The 18,014-nt window shown below is 61.1% G+C and carries 16 protein-coding genes; 8 read left to right on the forward strand and 8 right to left on the reverse strand.

Translation table 11 applies throughout. The features are described from left to right. The first annotated feature begins 3 nt into the window (after positions 1–3). A complete protein-coding gene (gene hflC / locus H7R73_RS04115) occupies positions 4–888 on the forward strand; it encodes a protease modulator HflC (RefSeq protein ID WP_010673196.1) in 885 nt (294 codons plus the stop codon). Between the two features lie 91 nt (positions 889–979). Continuing rightward, positions 980–1,168, forward strand: coding sequence for a DUF2065 domain-containing protein (locus tag H7R73_RS04120; protein WP_103260756.1), 189 nt, complete (start codon positions 980–982; stop codon positions 1,166–1,168). A gap of 88 nt (positions 1,169–1,256) precedes the next feature. On the opposite strand, the gene ispB is transcribed toward H7R73_RS04120, so the two are convergent. Further along, a complete protein-coding gene (gene ispB / locus H7R73_RS04125; protein ID WP_182951482.1) occupies positions 1,257–2,228 on the reverse strand; it encodes an octaprenyl diphosphate synthase in 972 nt (323 codons plus the stop codon). A gap of 242 nt (positions 2,229–2,470) precedes the next feature. On the opposite strand from ispB, the gene rplU reads away from it, so the two are divergent. The 4 genes from rplU (at position 2,471) to H7R73_RS04145 (ending at position 6,186) form a co-directional block, all read left to right on the forward strand. Further along, the gene (gene rplU / locus H7R73_RS04130; protein WP_005304210.1) at positions 2,471–2,782 is read left to right on the forward strand and encodes a 50S ribosomal protein L21; all 312 of its coding nucleotides are present in this window, start codon (positions 2,471–2,473) and stop codon (positions 2,780–2,782) included. Positions 2,783–2,799: 17 nt separating this feature from the next. Next, a complete protein-coding gene (gene rpmA / locus H7R73_RS04135; RefSeq protein ID WP_010673199.1) occupies positions 2,800–3,057 on the forward strand; it encodes a 50S ribosomal protein L27 in 258 nt (85 codons plus the stop codon). Between the two features lie 189 nt (positions 3,058–3,246). Continuing rightward, a complete protein-coding gene (cgtA, locus tag H7R73_RS04140) occupies positions 3,247–4,449 on the forward strand; it encodes an Obg family GTPase CgtA (protein WP_010673200.1) in 1,203 nt (400 codons plus the stop codon). Positions 4,450–4,815: 366 nt separating this feature from the next. Beyond that, positions 4,816–6,186, forward strand: coding sequence for a YjiH family protein (locus H7R73_RS04145; RefSeq protein WP_010673201.1), 1,371 nt, complete (start codon positions 4,816–4,818; stop codon positions 6,184–6,186). 70 nt (positions 6,187–6,256) lie between these two features. On the opposite strand, the gene H7R73_RS04150 is transcribed toward H7R73_RS04145, so the two are convergent. Beyond that, positions 6,257–9,142, reverse strand: a complete 2,886-nt coding sequence (locus H7R73_RS04150; protein WP_182951483.1) for an HD domain-containing phosphohydrolase — start codon at positions 9,140–9,142, stop codon at positions 6,257–6,259. Between the two features lie 216 nt (positions 9,143–9,358). On the opposite strand from H7R73_RS04150, the gene H7R73_RS04155 reads away from it, so the two are divergent. Together H7R73_RS04155 and H7R73_RS04160 are read left to right on the forward strand one after the other, a co-directional pair. Continuing rightward, the gene (locus H7R73_RS04155) at positions 9,359–10,348 is read left to right on the forward strand and encodes a luciferase-like monooxygenase (RefSeq protein WP_010673203.1); all 990 of its coding nucleotides are present in this window, start codon (positions 9,359–9,361) and stop codon (positions 10,346–10,348) included. A 183-nt stretch (positions 10,349–10,531) separates the two neighbouring features. Continuing rightward, on the forward strand, positions 10,532–11,017 hold the full coding sequence (locus H7R73_RS04160; protein WP_041211140.1) for a 2TM domain-containing protein: 486 nt from the start codon (positions 10,532–10,534) through the stop codon (positions 11,015–11,017). 126 nt (positions 11,018–11,143) lie between these two features. Here the strand turns inward: H7R73_RS04160 and H7R73_RS04165 are convergent, their stop codons facing one another. Genes H7R73_RS04165 through lptD form a run of 6 tightly spaced genes read right to left on the reverse strand, consistent with a single transcriptional unit; the run spans position 11,144 to position 17,969 of the window. Next, on the reverse strand, positions 11,144–11,965 hold the full coding sequence (locus H7R73_RS04165; RefSeq protein ID WP_039040022.1) for a symmetrical bis(5'-nucleosyl)-tetraphosphatase: 822 nt from the start codon (positions 11,963–11,965) through the stop codon (positions 11,144–11,146). Positions 11,966–11,971: 6 nt separating this feature from the next. Next, positions 11,972–12,334, reverse strand: a complete 363-nt coding sequence (gene apaG, locus H7R73_RS04170; protein WP_010673206.1) for a Co2+/Mg2+ efflux protein ApaG — start codon at positions 12,332–12,334, stop codon at positions 11,972–11,974. 4 nt (positions 12,335–12,338) lie between these two features. Further along, complete coding sequence (gene rsmA, locus H7R73_RS04175; RefSeq protein WP_010673207.1) at positions 12,339–13,151, reverse strand: 16S rRNA (adenine(1518)-N(6)/adenine(1519)-N(6))-dimethyltransferase RsmA; 813 nt, start codon at positions 13,149–13,151, stop codon at positions 12,339–12,341. After that, the gene (gene pdxA / locus H7R73_RS04180) at positions 13,141–14,187 is read right to left on the reverse strand and encodes a 4-hydroxythreonine-4-phosphate dehydrogenase PdxA (RefSeq protein ID WP_442859281.1); all 1,047 of its coding nucleotides are present in this window, start codon (positions 14,185–14,187) and stop codon (positions 13,141–13,143) included. Before pdxA ends, rsmA begins: the two co-directional genes overlap by 11 nt. Continuing rightward, positions 14,187–15,479 (reverse strand): peptidylprolyl isomerase SurA, encoded by a 1,293-nt coding sequence (gene surA / locus H7R73_RS04185; RefSeq protein WP_103260754.1) that lies wholly within the window; start codon positions 15,477–15,479, stop codon positions 14,187–14,189. Before surA ends, pdxA begins: the two co-directional genes overlap by 1 nt. A gap of 30 nt (positions 15,480–15,509) precedes the next feature. Then, positions 15,510–17,969 (reverse strand): LPS assembly protein LptD, encoded by a 2,460-nt coding sequence (gene lptD, locus H7R73_RS04190; protein WP_103260753.1) that lies wholly within the window; start codon positions 17,967–17,969, stop codon positions 15,510–15,512. Positions 17,970–18,014: the final 45 nt, after the last annotated feature.

Consider the following 18,014-nt stretch of genomic DNA (forward strand, 5'->3'; position numbering starts at 1 on the left):
TAGATGAAAAAGCTAGCTATTGGTGTCATCGCTGTGGCCGCCATGGTCTGCTTCTCTTCCATCTTCATCGTCGATGAAGGACAGAAGGGGATCGTGGTGCAGTTTGGCAAGGTGAAACGGGTCGACTCCGGTGAACCGCGCCTGTACGAGCCGGGCCTGCACTTCAAGGTGCCGCTCATCGACCAGGTACGCAAGATGGATGCCCGCATCCAGACTCTGGAAGGCCAGGCGGATCGCTTCGTTACGTCCGAGAAGAAGGACCTCATCATCGACTCCTACGTGAAGTGGAAGATCGAGGACTTCTCCAAGTACTACCTGGCGACCGGTGGTGGCAACAAGATCCAGGCTGAAGACCTGCTCAAGCGCAAGATCAACAACGGCCTGCGTTCCGAGATCGGTAACCGCACCATCAAGGACATCGTCTCCGGCGAGCGCAGTACCGTGATGGAAGATGCCCTGATGAAGATGGCGCGCTCCTCCGAGCTCGGCATCAAGGTGGTGGATGTGCGCATCAAGCAGATCAACCTGCCGGTGGAAGTTTCCAGCTCCATCTATCAGCGGATGCGTGCCGAGCGGACCGCGGTTGCCCGTGAACACCGTTCACAGGGCCGCGAGCAGGCCGAGATCCTGCGTGCCGACATCGACCGCAAGGTGACCGTGATGATCGCCGACGCCGAGAGTAATGCCCGTCAGCTGCGTGGTGAAGGGGATGCCGAGGCCGCCAGGATCTATGCCGACAGCTACAAGAAGGACCCCGAGTTTTTCAGCTTCGTGCGCAGCATGGAGGCCTATCGCAAGAGCTTCGCCGGTGGCAACGACCTCATGGTCCTGAAACCGGACAGCGAGTTCTTCCGCTACCTCAAGTCGCCGCACGGCAACAAGCAGTAAACACGTGTTGATATGACCCAAGGGCCTGATGATTCAGGCCCTTTTGTTTGCCAGCCACAGACCGGTAGGGGAACAGGGACAAGGAGAGGTGATGCTGACATCCATGTTGATGGGGCTGGGGTTGCTGCTGCTCTTCGAAGGATTGGGGCCCTTGCTCGCTCCCAGGGCATGGCAGCAGATGCTGCGCCTGCTCGGGGAGTTGCCGCCGGAACAGCTGCGCCGCATCGGCGGCTGTCTGGTGGTGGCAGGTGGCGTCATCTTTTGGGCGTTGGCCCGTTAGAACCTGTGTTGATACGACAGTGGCACGGGGAATTCGGACAATAAAAAAGAGGCCCTCTGGCCTCTTTTTTATTGTCCGCCGGCTGGCATCAGGCGCTGCGCTGCACCGCCATGTGGGCCAGGGTTTCCAGCGCTTGCTTGTGCCGGGAGTCCGGCAGGATGGCGAGGGCGGCGATGGCCTTGTCAGCCTCTTCCCGAGCTCGCTGGCGGGAGTATTCGAGAGCTCCGGTGCGATCCAGGATGCCCAGAATACGCTCCAGGTGATCCATACCGTTGCGGTGCTCGATGGCATCGCGCACCAGTTGACGCTCTTCCGGGGTACCCACTTCCATGGCGCGCAACAGCGGCAGGGTCGGCTTGCCTTCGGCCAGATCGTCACCCACGTTCTTGCCCATCTCCTCGCTCTGGGAGCAGTAGTCCATCACGTCGTCGATGATCTGGAACGCGGTACCCAGGTACTTGCCGTAGTCGGTCATGGCCTGCTCGACGGGCTGGGGCTGGTGGGTCAGCACGGCGGCGAGTCGGGTCGCGGCTTCAAACAGCTTGGCGGTCTTGCAGTAGATGACCGTCATGTAGCTCTCTTCCGTGGTATCCGGATCGTTGCAGTTCATCAGCTGCAGCACTTCTCCTTCGGCGATGGTGTTGGTGGCATCGGAGAGTATCTCCATCACCTTCAGGTTGGAGAGTTCGCTCATCATCTGGAAGGAGCGGCTGTAGAGGTAGTCACCCACCAAGACGCTGGCGGCGTTGCCAAACAGGGCGTTGGCGGTTTCCCGGCCGCGGCGCAGGTCGGATTCGTCGACCACGTCGTCGTGCAGCAGGGTGGAGGTGTGAATGAACTCGATGATGGCGGCCAGTTTCAGGTGATCTTCACCCTCATAGCCCAGTGCGCGTGCGGCCATCACGGTCAGCATGGGGCGCATCCGTTTTCCGCCTGCACTGACAATATAGAAACCCAGCAGGTTGATCAGGCTGACATCGGACTGGAGTCTCGCCAGGATCAGTTCATTGACCGCCGTCATGTCGGCGGCACAGAGCGCACGGATAGTCTGTTGGTCCATAAGTCTCGTAACGTGACGGCAGCATTTACTGCGTTTTTAGCAATGGCGGGGATTCTACACGATTTCACAATGGGTTACAGTTAGGCGTTTATTCACGGGGGCAGATATGCGCACAAAATAAACTTTTTGCTAAATTGGCCTTGCCTCGGCAAATCGTTCTGCGTAGAATGCCCGCCCATTGTTATAGTTTTTTGTGCGTGTCTGGCCTTGAGCAAAAGACACGCCTTTACGGAGTTAATCAAATGTACGCGGTATTCCAAAGCGGCGGAAAACAACACCGTGTGGCCGAAGGTCAAATCGTTCGTCTGGAAAAGCTGAACGTTGAGACTGGCGCTACCATCGACTTCAACGAAGTGCTGATGGTTGCTGCAGGCGACACTTTCAAAGTAGGTGCTCCTTTCGTTGAAGGTGGCAAGGTTGTGGCTGAAGTTGTGGCTCACGGCCGTGGCGAGAAAGTGACTATCGTCAAGTTCCGTCGTCGTAAGCACCACCGTAAGCAAGCGGGCCACCGTCAGTGGTTCACTGAAGTCAAAATCACTGGCATCAGCGCTTAATTAGAGGAGTCCGATAGATGGCACACAAAAAAGCTGGCGGTTCATCCCGCAACGGTCGCGATTCTGAAGCTAAACGCCTGGGCGTGAAGCGTTTCGGCGGCGAAACAGTTCTGGCTGGCAGCATCATCGTTCGTCAGCGCGGCACCAAGTTCCACGCTGGTGAGAACGTTGGTCTGGGCAAGGACCACACTCTGTTCGCTACCGCGAACGGTAAAGTGCAGTTCGAAGTTAAAGGTCCGCAGAATCGTAAGTACGTCAGCATCGTTGCTGAGTAATTACGGACCGCAAGGATCCGAAGCCCCGCCAACCTGGCGGGGCTTTTGTTTTTCTGATGAGTTTGACGAAAAAACGGCACGCGGATGAGCCGGCGCAGACAGCCCTCATCGGCCAGATGCGCCTCGCCCGAAGGGGCCCGTATCACTATAATTGCGTATCGGTTTTTCGAATTAAGGTGACGGTTACCTATGAAGTTTGTTGATGAAGTCCAGATTCGAGTCGATGCCGGTGACGGTGGTAACGGTTGTGTGAGCTTCCGCCGCGAGAAGTACATCCCGAACGGCGGCCCGGACGGCGGTGACGGCGGTGATGGTGGCGACGTGTATCTGGTGGCCGATGAAAACCTGAACACCCTGATCGACTACCGTTTCGAGCGCTTCCACGCCGCCGAGCGTGGCGAGAACGGCCAGAGTGCCAACTGTACCGGTCGTCGCGGCAAGGACAAGATCCTGCGCGTGCCGGTCGGCACCCGCGCCACCGATGAAGACACCGGCGAACTGCTGGGGGATTTGACCAGTCACGATCAGAAGCTGCTGGTTGCCAAGGGCGGCTTCCACGGCCTTGGCAACACCCGCTTCAAGAGCTCGGTCAACCGGGCGCCGCGCCAGAAGAGCAACGGCACCCCGGGTGAAGTGCGTACCCTGAGGCTGGAGCTGCTGCTGCTGGCGGATGTCGGCATGCTGGGTCTGCCCAACGCAGGCAAGTCCACCTTCATTCGCGCCGTTTCTGCGGCCCGTCCGAAAGTGGCAGACTACCCCTTCACCACGCTGGTGCCGAACCTGGGTGTGGTACGCGGTGAAAACTCCCGCTCCTTCGTCATTGCCGACATTCCCGGCCTCATCGAAGGGGCTGCCGAGGGAGCAGGCCTGGGGATCCGCTTCCTCAAGCACCTGGAGCGTTGCCGCGTCCTGATCCACCTGGTGGACATCTGCCCGGTGGATGGCTCCGATCCTGCCGAGAACGCCGTGACCATCGTCCGGGAGCTGGAAAAATACAGCCCCGAGCTTGCGGGCAAGCCGCGCTGGCTGGTGTTCAACAAGATGGACCTGATCCTGGAAGAAGAGGCTCAGGAAGTGATGGACAGAGTCAAGGCAGCCCTCAACCACGAAGGTCCGGTCTACGCCATCACCGCCATCAGCAAGGAAGGCACCAAGAAGGTGTGCTACGACATCCTGGATCTGCTGGATACCATGCCTCGTCAGTTGGCGGAAGATGCCAGAGACGCCATCGAGAAGGTGGAGTTCAAGTGGGATGACTATCACAAGAACCAGCTGGCCAAGGCGGAAGCCGATGCCCTGGCGGCGTCCAAGGCCTTCGATGATGGCTTGGACGATGACGACTGGGACGATGAGGACGACGACGGCGTCGAAGTCATTTACGTTCGCGATTGAGCATCATGTTCGTGACAAGACCGGAGCCAGACAGGCTCCGGTTTTTTTATGGGAGGATCGACGGGATCACCCTATAGATATATTTTTCATGTCTCTTATTGCCTGACAGTGGCTGCGGATTATACTGCGCACCTGAATGTAACCTGTGTGAAACATTATGCTAACCATTCAAATTGAATCGATATGCATGACTGTTTTGGTTTGTTCTTATGGATGGTTCGCCTGATAAAATATTTATGCTTGAAATGATCAATTAACGGCTTGTTTGTGCAGTTTTTTGGGTTATTCTTGCGCCCGTTTTCCGGGCGAGGGCATGAGTATGCAGGCGGCCCGGCTGAAGGAAAAGTCACATTTAAGGCTGTTTATATGTTGGAAAAGACCCTGGAAGCACCGGCAATCCGTACTCGCCGCAACGTGCTGATGTTTTTGATCCCGTCACTGATCGGGATCCTGCTGTTCATGACCCCGGTCATCTATGACGGCAATGTCACCATTCCCGTCGCCGTGCTGGCGAAGCTGGTTCAAACGGTGTTTGCCGATCATCTGGTGGCCATGGTCAGCGCCATCATCACCACCACCATGCTGATGACCCTGATCGCCTGGCTGTTCAAACCGGCGATCCTGGTAAAACGCCCCTTCCTCAACAGCCTGTTCAACGTCTCCCCCTTCTGGGCGTGCGTGCGGGTGCTGGGCGGGGTCTTCGTGCTGTTGACCTTCTTTGAAGCCGGTCCCGAGGTGCTGCGCTCAGGGGCGACCGGCGGCCTGGTGCTGCATGATCTGTTGCCGGTACTGTTCTCCGTCTTCATCTTTGCGGGCCTGCTGCTGCCCTTGCTGCTGGATTTCGGTCTGCTGGAGTTTGTCGGTACCATGATGACCCGCATCATGCGTCCGGTGTTCCGTCTGCCGGGTCGTTCTGCGGTGGACTGCTTCGCCTCCTGGCTCGGTGATGGCAGCGTCGGGATCCTGCTGACCAGCAAGCAGTATGAGGGCAAGTTCTATACCCAGCGGGAAGCGGCCGTCATCGGTACCACCTTCTCCGCCGTCTCCATCACCTTCTGTCTGGTGGTGATCTCCCAGGTGAAGCTGGAGCATATGTTCGTCCCCTTCTACCTGACCGTCTGCCTGGCCGGTGTGGTGGCCGCCATCGTGGTACCGCGCCTGCCGCCGCTCTCCTGGAAGAAGGATGTCTACAGCGACGGTACTCCCCTGTGCCGCAAGCAGGAGGCCATCCCCCATCAGCACAGCGTACTGAGCTACGGCTACCATCGTGCCCTGACCAAGGCCGACAGCATGACGGATCTCGGCGCCGTGGCGCGTGAAGGGGTGAAAAACGCCCTGGACATGGTGTTTGGCGTGCTGCCGGTGGTGATGGCCGTCGGGACCTGTGCCCTGATGCTGGCGGAGCACACCCCGGTGTTCAACTGGCTGGGGGCGCCCTTCGTGCCTTTGCTCGAGCTGCTGCAACTGCCGGAGGCGGAAGCTGCTTCCAAGACCATCATGGTGGGCTTCGCCGACATGTTCATCCCGGCGGTGCTGGCCTCCACTATCGAGAGCGACATCACCCGCTTCGTGATCGCCGCCATGTCGGTCACCCAGCTCATCTACATGTCGGAAGTGGGCGCTCTGTTGCTGGGCAGCAAGATCCCGGTCAAGTTGTGGGAGCTGTTCGTCATCTTCCTGCTGCGCACCCTGGTCACCCTGCCGGTGATTGCCGGTGTGGCGCACCTGCTGTTCTAAGGGGCGAAGTGGAACGAAAAACGGTCAACCTGGGTTGACCGTTTTTTTATGGGCGAGTGCCAGCGGAAGGTCAGTGTGATCCTGCCAGCAGGGCCTGGCATTCGACCTCGTCCAACTGCTCGGGGGCGAGGAAGCGTATGGCGTAGTCCCGCCAGATGCCGCTCTCGATGAAGAGGGCAAACAGGGCCGGGTCTATGTGCTGTTCCTGCACCATCTTCACCATGATGGCCAGGGACTGGGAGACCGTTTTGCCAGACTTGTAGGGGCGATCGCTCGCCGTCAGCGCCTCGAAGATGTCTGCAATGGCCATGATGCGGGCTGGAATGCTCATCTGCCCCCCTTGCAACTGGCGCGGATAGCCCGTGCCGTCCATCCGCTCGTGATGGCCCCCCGCAATCTCCGGCACCTTGCGCAAATGGCGGGGGAAGGGAAGCTTCTCCAGCATGCGTATGGTCTGGATGATGTGATCGTTGATCTTGTAGCGCTCCTCTTCGGTGAGGGTGCCGCGGCCGATGGCGAGGTTGTAGCGCTCCCCCCGGTTGTAGAGGTGGGTGGGCATCCGCACCTTGAAGCCCCATGGGTTGTGTCGGGCGAGATTGTCGTGCTCGGGGCGAGGGATGAGATGGACCGCCTTGTCGGCGAGCAGCGACTCTCGGCAGGGGAGGGGAGAGGGGGCCTCCTGGTGGCGCTTGCGCTCCTCCTGACTGATGCCGAGCCGATCGTCCAGAGTGCGCAACCAGGTGCGGCTGGCGATGGCATCCAGCCTGGCGAGTTTCTCCGGCGCCATCCACTCGCCCCCCAGATTGCACTCGGCCACGAAGGCGAACTCCTGATCCAGGGTGTGCCAGAGGTGGGTTACAGCCTCGAGGGCGGCCTGCTGCCCGGATGGAGGCAGCAGGGCGCAGAGCGCCTCGATGTGGGCATCCCGCTTGAGCACCTCGAAGCGGGTGCGGATCTCGTGGATCCTGTCGTAAATGGTCTCGAGTTTGGTCGCCTTGTCCACCACGAACTCCGGGGTGGTGACCTTGCCGCAGTCGTGCAGCCAGCTCGCGATATGGATGGCCTCCCACTCCTCTTCGTTGAGCCGGAAATCGGCAAAGGGCCCCGTCTGCTGTGAGCAGGCAGCCTGGGTCAGCATCCTGGCCAGTTCCGGCACCCGCTGGCAGTGGCCGCCGGTGTAGGGGCTCTTGGCATCGATGGCACCGGCGATGAGCTCGATGAAGGCTTCCAGCAACTGCTTCTGCTCCTCCAGCAGGCGCTGGTTTTCGATGGCGGAGGAGGAGGTGCCCGCCAGTGCCTCGATGAGGCTGATGCGCGAGGCCAGTTCGCGGGCCGAGCAGTCTGGCAGGATCAGCAGCAGGCAGCCGATCAGCTCCTGACGGTGGTTGTGAAGGGGTTCGACCAGCAGTTGGCAGGCGCCGGGGAAGGGGCCCCAGTCGCTGAGGTAGCGGGCCCACTGTGCCTCGTCGAGGGGCAGGCAGAGGCGCTCCGTGTGGTAGAGACCGCCGAGCAGCGCCGCCTGCCACTGTACCTGTTCGCACGCCAGCGGCTGCCCCTGCCAGATGGCGTGAACGGCCTGCACCTCGTTCTCCTGGGCCAGGAAGAGGCAGCCGCCCTCGGCCTGGGCAGCCGCCACCGTCTCGTGCAGGATGCGGCTGAGCAATGAATCGAAGCGATGCTCTGCCGCCAGTGCCCGGCCCATGTTCATGAAATTGCCGAGGGTCAGGCGCATGCTGGACATGGCGCGGGCGAGGTCGTCAATTTCGCGGATTGCCGAATCCGGCCCCGGGCTTTCGCCAAAGTCGAAGTGCTGGATCCGCTCAGCCTCCCCGGTCAATACCAGCAAGGGGGCGGCAGTGCGCCGGGCAGCCAGCCAGATGACGGGCAGCAGGAGCAGCAGACCGGCAAGGGCCCAGGCGAGATTGTGCAGCGCATCCTGGCGCGCCGGGGCGGTGAGCACCTCGGTGGGCACCAGGAGGGCGAGATAAAACGGGGACTCTTCCCCGAGGGAGGAGAGATTGACCAGCCACTCCTGACCCTGAACCGTTGCCAGGGTCAGCTCGGCGGGGTGATGCAGCAGGGCAGGCCGCGCGGCCATCTCCTGTTGCAGCCTGGTGAGAATGGGGTGATTGAGGGCCGACAGCATGGGCAGGCGGCTCAGTTGCTCGAAGCTTGGGAGGCGCTCGGGATCCGTGGCCAGCAGGGTCCCGACCTCGTCAAACAGCACCAGCTGGCTGTGACCGGGCAGGGGCAACTCGCCGATGAGGGAAGAGAGCCCCTCCACGCCCGCATCGAGCCCGATCACCGCCCGGCGATCGTCGCTCTCCACCGCCAGTGTCATGCCTGGCTCCCGGGTAGTGAAGAAGAGGTAGGGGTGGGTCACTATGATGCCCGTGCTCCAGCGCGCCTCCTTGTACCAGCCCCGATCTCGCGGATCGAAGCGGTAGTCCGGCATGGGGCGCCGCTCCAGCAGCCGCAGCCGCTGGTCGAAATAGAGGAACTCTCCCTGTCCCTGATGCAGGCTCTGGACCAGCAGGCGGCTCTCGGGCGGAGGCGCCTCCAGCACCCCTCTCGCCCGTTCGGTCAGCTTGCGTACCAGAAAGAAATCGCCGTCCTCGTAACCGGCATAGATGGCACCGTAACTGGTACTGTTGGCCAGCACTTCCGCCAGCTGGGGCAGGAAGGCTAGCCGCGTCTCGAGGTCTGTCATGGCGGACAGCTGGCCGCTGCGCAGCAGATTCAGGGACATGCGGGCTGGTCGCTGGTTCAGCTTGATGGCGAGGGCAAGCTGCTCCCGGTATTGCTGGAAGCTCTGACGTTCGTGCTCCAGCCCCTGCTGCATGCCCTGCTGGAACTGCAGCACGATGAGGGCGCCCCCCAGCAAGGAGAAGAGCAGGATAAAAAGGGTGGCAATGTGTACGTAAAAGGGTCTGCGACTGAGACTTGCGTTTGTCATGGACGGATCCTTGTCCCCTGGCGATCGCCGTATTGGTCACCTAACAGTGTGCTTGCTGGATGACAAAAAGCCTAGGACTCGATCTTGCGCTCTTCGGCCCCAAATCAACAGCCGGCCTTCGGGCTGCGCCCTTGCCCTGTGGTGAGATGATTCGTCCAGATATCTCGTGCTACATTGCTCCCCTGATAAACGCCCTGTGAACCAATGGAGTGTCCCATGTCTGTCGTCCCCTATTCCGTGCTGGATCTGGTGCCCGTTCCCGAAGGTGGTCTGCCGGCCGAGTCGTTTCGCCACTCGCTGGATCTGGCTCGCCATGCGGAGCGCTGGGGTTACCACCGCTACTGGCTGGCGGAGCACCACAACATGCCGGGCATTGCCAGCGCCGCCACAGCGGTGCTGATTGGCCACCTGGCAGGGGGCACCACGACGTTGCGGCTCGGGGCTGGCGGCATCATGTTGCCGAACCACTCCCCCCTGGTCATTGCGGAGCAGTTCGGCACGCTGAGCTCCCTCTATCCGGATCGCATCGATCTCGGCCTGGGCCGCGCCCCTGGCAGCGATCAGCGCACCATGCAGGCGCTGCGCCGCCAGCGCAGCGGCGAGGTGGATGATTTCCCGGCGGATGTACGCGAACTGATGAGTTATTTTGGCGACGAGGTCGGTGCCGTGCAGGCGGTGCCGGGTCAGGGACTCCATGTGCCCATCTGGCTGCTGGGCTCCAGCCTCTACAGCGCCCAACTGGCAGCGGCCATGGGGTTGCCGTTCGGCTTTGCTTCCCACTTCGCTCCCGCCATGTTGCTGCAGGCGCTGGAGATCTACCGTACCCAATACCGTCCCTCTGCCCGCTGGCCCAAACCCCATGCGGTGGTGTGCGTCAACCTGATCGCCGCCGACACCGATCGTGAGGCCCGCTTCCTGTTCACCACCCTGCAGCAGCAGTTCCTGCGTCTTTACCGGGGGGATGCCGGCAAGCTGCCACTGCCGGTGCAGACGCTGGGGGATGAGTGGTCTCCCCGCGAATTGATGGCGATGGAGCAGACCCTGGCTCGCTCCCTGGTGGGGGAGCCGGATCGGGTACGCCACGGCCTCAAGGCTCTGCTGGCAGAGACCGGAGCGGACGAGCTGATGTTCAACGGTCCCATCGTCGATCATCAGGCGCGCCTGCGCTCCTTTGAGATTGGTGCCGAGCTGATGCAGGGGTTGTAACCCCCGTGACGTCTGGCTGCCAGCGGCACGCCAAGCCTGGCTGCTCGGGGCGCAAAAGCCACGATTGCGTGGTAGTAAGATTTTGATTTTTAAAGGAAGTCAGGTGAGTGTCGGCCATCTGTCGTGTCGCCTCTCATCCCCTTTCCCTATGCTGGCCCTGTCAATCACCACAAGGAGCGCAAGATGATCGTCAGGAAGTTGAGATTGCAACGGGGATGGTCCCAGGAACAGCTGGCGACCCTCACTGGCCTGAGCGTTCGCACCATTCAGCGAATAGAGCAGGGCCAGCAACCCGGACTGGAATCCCTCAAGGCCCTGGCCGCCGTCTTCGAGCTCGATGTGACCCAACTGCAGGAGAGCGAGATGAAAGGGAATGAGGGCGAAGATCGGGGACGCGTGCAGGTGGCGCGGGATGAGCGGGAGGCGATGAAGTTCGTGGAGGGGCTCAGGGGCTTCTATGGCCACCTCATGAGCTATGTGCTGGTGATAGGGGGGCTGTTTGTCATCAACTACCTGAGCAACCCGGATTATATCTGGGCCTGGTGGCCCATGCTGGGCTGGGGGTTGGGGCTGGCTTCCCACGCCATCAACCTGTTCCAGCCCTTCAAGCTGTTTGGCCCGGAATGGGAGCGGCGCCAGGTCGAGAAACGGCTGGGGCGCAGGCTCTGATCCGCTCATCATGAAAAAACGGGCCCGGCATTGCCGGGCCCGTTCTGTTTTCAGCTCCATTTCGCAGGAGAGGGCATTGCTCTCCTCTCAACGGCGGATCATTCCCTTGTTCCGCAAAGAGCCGATCTACTTGGCATAGGCCGGGCAGGGGGTGGCGATCAGGGCGTCGTCCTCGTAGCGCCACAGGGTGAGGCTGTTGCCCCAGACGCACCCGGTGTCGAGTCCCTTGATATCGGATTTGCCGGTGTTGCCCATCAGGGCCGCCCAGTGGCCGAAGACCAGGATGGGGTCATCCACATGGTGCTCGCGCTGCTCGAACCAGGGGCGCAGGCCCGGGGTCGATTCGGTGGGGCCCTTCTTGCATTTGAAGTCGAGGCGCCCGTCGAAGTAGCAAAAGCGCATCCGGGTGAAGCTGTTGATGATGTAGCGGTAACGCTCTATGCCCAGCAGGTTGTCGTTCCAGCTGTCGGGCTGATCGCCATACATGTTGTGCAGCAGCCAGCTGTACTGATCCCCGCGCAGCAGGCTCTCCACCTCCCGGGCGCAACTGCGGGCGGTGTGGGCGTCCCAGGCGGGGGAGAGGCCCGCATGCACCATCATGATGGGCAGGTCGGGGTGTTCTGCCAGCAGGGGACGGTGACGCAGCCACTCCAGCAGCTCGTCCCGATCCGGCGCCTCCATCAGCGCCTGCAACTTGTCTTTCTTCTTGAGCGGGGCGACCCCGTGGGCCACCGCCAGCAGGTGCAGGTCGTGGTTGCCGAGCACGGTGACGGCCTGCTGCCCCAGTGATTTGACGAAACGCAGGGTGTTGAGGGAGTCCGGCCCCCGGGCGACGAGATCGCCGCACAGCCAGAGCGTGTCGTTATCGAAGTCGAACTCGGCAAGATCCAGCAGACGGCGCAAATCGTCGTAGCAGCCCTGGATATCACCGACGAAACAGTTCGCCATGAAACCTCAGTTGATTATGTTGGGGACGGCCAGCGTGAAGGGGGCGATGGGGGCTTCGAATTGTTGCCCCGATTCATCCTGCAGGATGTAGCTGCCTTCCATCACGCCAAGCGGTGTGGCGAGGGGAACGCCACTCTGGTAGGAAAAGGTCTCGCCGGGGGCGATCAGGGGTTGTTCACCGACCACGCCGGGACCTTCCACTTCCAGCATCTTGCCATTGGCATCCGTAATGAGCCAGCGTCGATGCAGCAGTTGCACCGTGCCCGGACCCAGGTTCTCAATCTCGATGCGATAGAGAAAATGGTAGGGATCTGCGGTTCCCGCCACATAGCTTGGGTGGGGGCGGACCACTATCCGGGCTTGGGTCATGGGATCAGGCCTGTTGCTGGTCGGCCAGCCAGTTGGCGATCGTGACGAACTGCTCGAGGGAGAGATTCTCCGGGCGCAGGTTGCCATCGATGCCAAGCTCGGTCAGCTGGGCGTCGGTGATGAAGTTGGAGAAGCTGTTGCGAATGGTCTTGCGACGCTGGCCGAAGCCTTCGGTGCAGACCCGGTTCAGGCAACGAATGTCTTTCGCGACGATAGTCGGGTTCTTGTGCGGGATCAGACGCACCACGGCGGAATCCACCTTCGGCGCCGGCTTGAAGGCGCCCGGGCCCACTTCCAGCACCGGCACTACCTGACAATAGTACTGGGTCATCACGCTCAGACGGCCATAGGCCTTGCTGCCCGGGCCGGCGGCCAGACGCAGCACCACTTCCTTTTGCAGCATGAAGTGCATGTCCTCCACCCGGTCGGCAAATTCGCACAGGTGGAAGATGAGCGGGGTGGAGATGTTGTAGGGCAGGTTGCCGAAGATGCGCAGCGGACCCTTGCCTTCCCCCATCAGGGTACTGAAGTCAAAGCGCATGGCATCGGCTTCGATGACGGTCAGCTTCTCTTTCAGGGTGGGGTGTTCGCGCAGACGTGCCGCCAGATCCCGGTCCAGCTCGACCACGGTCATCTTGTCCATCTGGGCGGCGACCGGCTCGGTGAGCGCGGCCAGACCCGGGCCTATCTCCACCAGATTCTGACCCGGTTGCGGGTTGATGGCGGCCACTATCTGGTCGATCACATACCGGTCGTGCAAGAAGTTCTGACCGAAACGCTTACGGGCCGTGTGGCCCATGTGCACCTTACTGCTCATATCTTTTTTTCTCTACCATCTGGATGGCGTGGTTGATCGCGGTGGTGAGGCTGCCGGGGTCTGCCAGGTTCTTGCCTGCCAGATCCAGCGCGGTGCCGTGGTCCACCGAGGTACGGATGAAGGGAAGTCCGAGGGTGATGTTGACCGAGTTGCCAAAGCCCTTGTACTTGAGCACGGGCAGCCCCTGATCGTGGTACATGGCGAGTACCGCATCCGCATCCTTGAGGTATTTGTCCTGGAACAGGGTATCGGCCGGCAGCGGGCCGACCAGATCGATCCCTTCCTGGCGCAGGGCGGCCAGGGCGGGTTCGATGACATCGATCTCTTCACGGCCCAGATGACCCCCTTCCCCAGCATGGGGATTGAGGCCGCAGACATAGATCCGGGGGTGTTCGATGCCGAATTTGCGCTTGAGATCCGCATCCAGGATGCGGATCACCTTGCCAAGGCGATCCTCGGTGATGGCCTTGGCAACATAGGCAAGGGGAATATGGGTGGTCGCGAGGGCCACTCTCAGCCCTTCGGTGGCCAGCAGCATCACCACATCGGCGGTGTCGGACTGCTGGGCGAAGAACTCGGTGTGACCGCTGAACGAGACGCCAGCCTGGTTGATGATCCCCTTGTGCACCGGCCCGGTCACCACGGCGGCAAATTCGCCGCTCAGGTTGCCGTCGCAGGCGCGCTGCAAGGTGGCCAGCACATAGGCGCCGTTGCCCTCATCCAGCTTGCCTGGCACCACGGGGGCGCCGAGCGGCACGGGGCAGACGGTCAGAGTCCCCGCCCGCTGCGGACGGGTGGGGGCGCTTTCGTCATAGGGTTCAAGCTCGACGGGCAGCCCCAGCAGGGCGGCCCGTTCGCGCAACAGGGCGGGATCGGCGATCACAACCAGCTGATGGGGCCAGGCCCGCTGGGCAATCTGCAGGACCAGATCCGGGCCTATGCCAGCTGGTTCACCCGGGGTGATGGCAAGCCGGTGGCAGTTCTGTTGTGCCTCGGCGTGCCCTGGATGCGCCTTGATCATCTGCGTGTCGCCCATCAATTGGGTTCGATCTGGATGTAGGCTTCGTCGCGCAGCTCATCCAGCCAGGCCTGGGACTCTTCGGCGAAGCGGCGGTTGAAGATGAGCTGGTAGGCGCGTTGCTCCTGGGCCTTGCCGGTGGCGTCCTGGCTGCGGCGATCCTCGAGCTGCACGATGTGCCAGCCGTGGCTGGTGCGGAAGGGGTCGCTGATCTGGCCCGGTTGCAGGCGCCCCAGCATGTCGCGGAATTCCGGCACATAGACGTTGGGATCAGACCAGCCCAGCTCGCCACCCTGCACCGCAGAGCCCGGATCCTCGGAGTATTTCTCTGCCATGCTGGCAAAGCTGGCCTTGCCGCTCTTGATGTCGTGCAGGATGCCGTCCAGGGTGCCCTTGGCCTTCTCCTCGCTCAGGATGATGGAGGGCTTGATCAGGATGTGGCGCGCCTTCACCTCGGTCTGCATGACCTGTTGCTGACCCTTGGTGTCGAAGATCTTGATGATGTGCAGACCGGCGCCGGAGCGCAGCGGGCCGACGATGTCACCCTTGCCTGCCCCTTGCACGGCTTCCGCCATCAGGGTGGGCATCTCCTGCGGGCTCAACCAGCCCCAGTCACCCCCTTCCAGCGCCTTGGGACCGTTACTCTCGGCAATGGCCAGCTTGCGGAAGTCTGCCCCCTCTTTCAGGGACGCCAGAATGCGCTCGATCTTGGCCTTGGCAGCGTTGAGCTGCTCGGCATTCGGGTTGTCCGGCAGTGCGACCTGGATATGGCCGATATGATATGACGTCTGCTGCTGGCCCTGTTTGCTCAGGGCCTCGACCACCTGTTTGACCTCCTGATCGGAGATGTTGATGCGACGGCGGACCTGGCTGCGGCGCACCTCGTTCATCAGGATCTCGCGGCGCACCTCCTCACGGTACTGGGCGTAGGTCAGGCCTTCCCGCTCCAGTTGGGCGCGCAGTTGCTCCAGGTTCATCTTGTTGTCGGCGGCGATGCTCTGAATGGCCTGTTCCAGCTGGGTGTCACTGATCTTGAGCCCCTGGCGCTCCGCCAGTTGCAGTTGCAGGCTCTCCTGGATCAGGCGATCCAGCGCCTGCTTGCGCAGGGTGACGTCATCGGGCAGGGACTGGCCGCTCTCCTGGGCGGAGGCCTTGACCTTTTGCACCAGGGCCTCTTGCTGACTGGCCAGCACCACATCCTTGTTGACCACGGCAAGCACCTTGTCCATCAGCTCGGGGGCGGCGAGGGCACCCTGGCTCATGACTCCGAACAGGCCTGCGGTCAGCAGGGAAATCAACGTCTTCTTCATATCCATCTCTCAAGGCGTTTGCCAGACCGATTACTGGTCTCGCAGGTTAAACGGACGAATGTAAGGCAGTGCTTCGGTGTCCAGGGAAGTGCCCTTGGAGCCGGTACCCACGCTACCCAATCCTTTCATTTCAAATTGAATGCCGAGGCTGCGCTCGGACGTCGGGGTCAGGTTCACGTTGTCTGGCGTGTTGACCCATTCCAGGTTGAAGTTGATGCTCCAGCAGCAGGAGTCGTATTTCAGACCCACCTTGCGGTCCACTTTGACGTTCTGATTGAGCTCCTGATAGTAGCCGCCATAAAGGTGCCAGCGATCGTCCAGCGGGGTGGTCAGCAGCAGGCCGATCTGGTTGAGATCCGTCACCTGCCCCTTGTGGTCGAGGTCGTAGTTGGCATCCCGCACGAAGCGGTGGTTCAACTGGCTGATCAACTTCTCGTGACGGTATTCCAGTGCGCTGTTGGCAGAGCTTATCTGGCGCTGTTCCATATCATATTGTGCCCCCGCATGGGCATACCACTGCTCGTTGATCTTGGCGTCACCCTCGAACGACAGCGGGGAGCGGGTATTGGTGCTCAGCTCATCGCTGCTGTAAAGCTTGACCCTGGGCGCAACGAAGTCGAAGGCTTGGGCAACGGCCAACCGGATTCGTTCATCCCCGGCCGGATCATAAATGCGGGTGGTGACCCCAAAGGAGAGCCGGTTGGAGTCGCTGATGCGGTCCAGACCGGCGAAGCGGCGATCGCTGAACAGGCTGTAGTAGTCCTGGCGCATGGTGGTGGAGTCATAGACACCGATGTTGTCCTGATCCTTGTAGGGCACATAGAGGTACTGGAATTCAGGTTCCAGGGTCTGGTTGGCTCCCTCGCCAAACCACTGCTGATCCCGCTCGAAGGTCATGCCGCCCTTGAGACGGAACGAGGGCAGTACCCGGGTGATGGCCCCCTCTTCCAGAGTGACATTTTCTTGTTTCCCGGTTCCGGTATTGATGCCTTTTGACGTTGGATCAAATTTGTCACGGAATGCCTGGCTCATGTTGTCCGGTACCGTCTGGTCGTAACGGGTGTACATCAGCTTGTATTGGCTGTCGAGGAAGTAGCCCGCCTCGTCAACGAGGGGGATGGTCAGGGTGGGGGCCGTGTAGACCCGGGTGCCGGTGTAGGCTTCCCCCTTGTTCTGCTCGATGGCCTGATCGTTGTTGTAGCCGAAGTTGGTCAGCTCGGTATTCCATGCCAGATCGTACCAGTTGCCCTGCTGGTAGTAGTTGTGGTTGATGCGCGGCATCAGCTCGTGGGGTTGCTGGGCGCTGGCCAGCAGGATCTGGTAGGTCCGTACCTCGGCATCGAGGTTCCAGTTCTGCTGGTAGTAACCTGCCTTCAGGGATTGCTGCAACTGGTTGTCGACCTGGGTCCCCACCTTGGGGGTGAAGTCGTTGAAGTAGTTGTAGTCCTGGTCCCGTACCTTGGTGTAGTCCACCGACACCCGCATGGCGTTGTCCATGAACATGGAGGTGTGGCGGGCACTCAGCAGGTAACGGTGACCGTCAGAGAGATGCTGATTGAGGCTGGCCGTCTCGTCGTACTGCTTGTCGTCTGCCAGGTTCTCGAAGTAGAGGCTCCCCACGTGGGCCGGGTCCGGCATGTAGCGGAACTCGACCTGTTCCATCAGGCCCCGTCTGTCCATGAAGCGGGAGGTGATGGTGGCATCGTAGTTGGGGGCGATGTTCCAGTAGAACGGCTGGGTGATGTCCATGCCGTTCTTGGAGCTTTGGGTATAGCCCGGGTAGAGCAGACCGGTCTTGCGCTCATCCTTGATGGGGAAGTTGATATAGGGGAAGTAGAAGACCGGATAGTCATAGAGCCAGAGGCTGGCGTTCCAGGCCTCCCCGAATACCTCAGACTGATCGATGTCGATGCTGCCGGCCTTCAGGGTCCAGGCCTCCTGGCCCGGTGGGCAGGTGGTGTACTGGGCCCCTTCCAGAGTGATGTTCTGGTTGTTGTTGGTCATGGTCACCTTTTCGGCGAAGCCGCGCACCGGTGAGCCATGGACCTGATACTTGCCCTCTTCCAGCTCGGAGTTCTTGGTGTCCAGGTTGGATTTCAGGGTCTTGTCGCTGGTGACCGTGATCTGGCCATCGTTGTAATAGATGTTGCCGATGGCGATGACATCCCGGCTCTTCTGGTCGAGCTGGGCATAGTCGGAGTCGAACTTGCGCACTCCCTGGCGCACCTTGACGTCACCCTCGTAGACGGCGGTACCGCCCTGCTTGGCCTCCAGGCGATCGGCATCCACCTCGACGGGCTGGGCATTGGCGTCCTGGCCCGCAGTGGGCTTCTCTATCTTGGGGACATAGTCATAGCAGAGGCTGTCGAGGATCCCGGTAGCGGGTGGCGCATTGAGTGGCGCTGCCTGGGCCATGAGCGGGCTCAGGGCAGGAACAAGGCTGATGGTCAGGGCGATGGGACAGGAGTATCCCAGTGTCCATTTTGTCATGTGAAAGGCTCGCGCAATCCGTAGTAAAAACGGTGGATTCAGGGC

It is taken from the genome of Aeromonas sp. WP2-W18-CRE-05 (assembly GCF_014168615.1).
Classification (GTDB): domain Bacteria; phylum Pseudomonadota; class Gammaproteobacteria; order Enterobacterales; family Aeromonadaceae; genus Aeromonas; species Aeromonas caviae.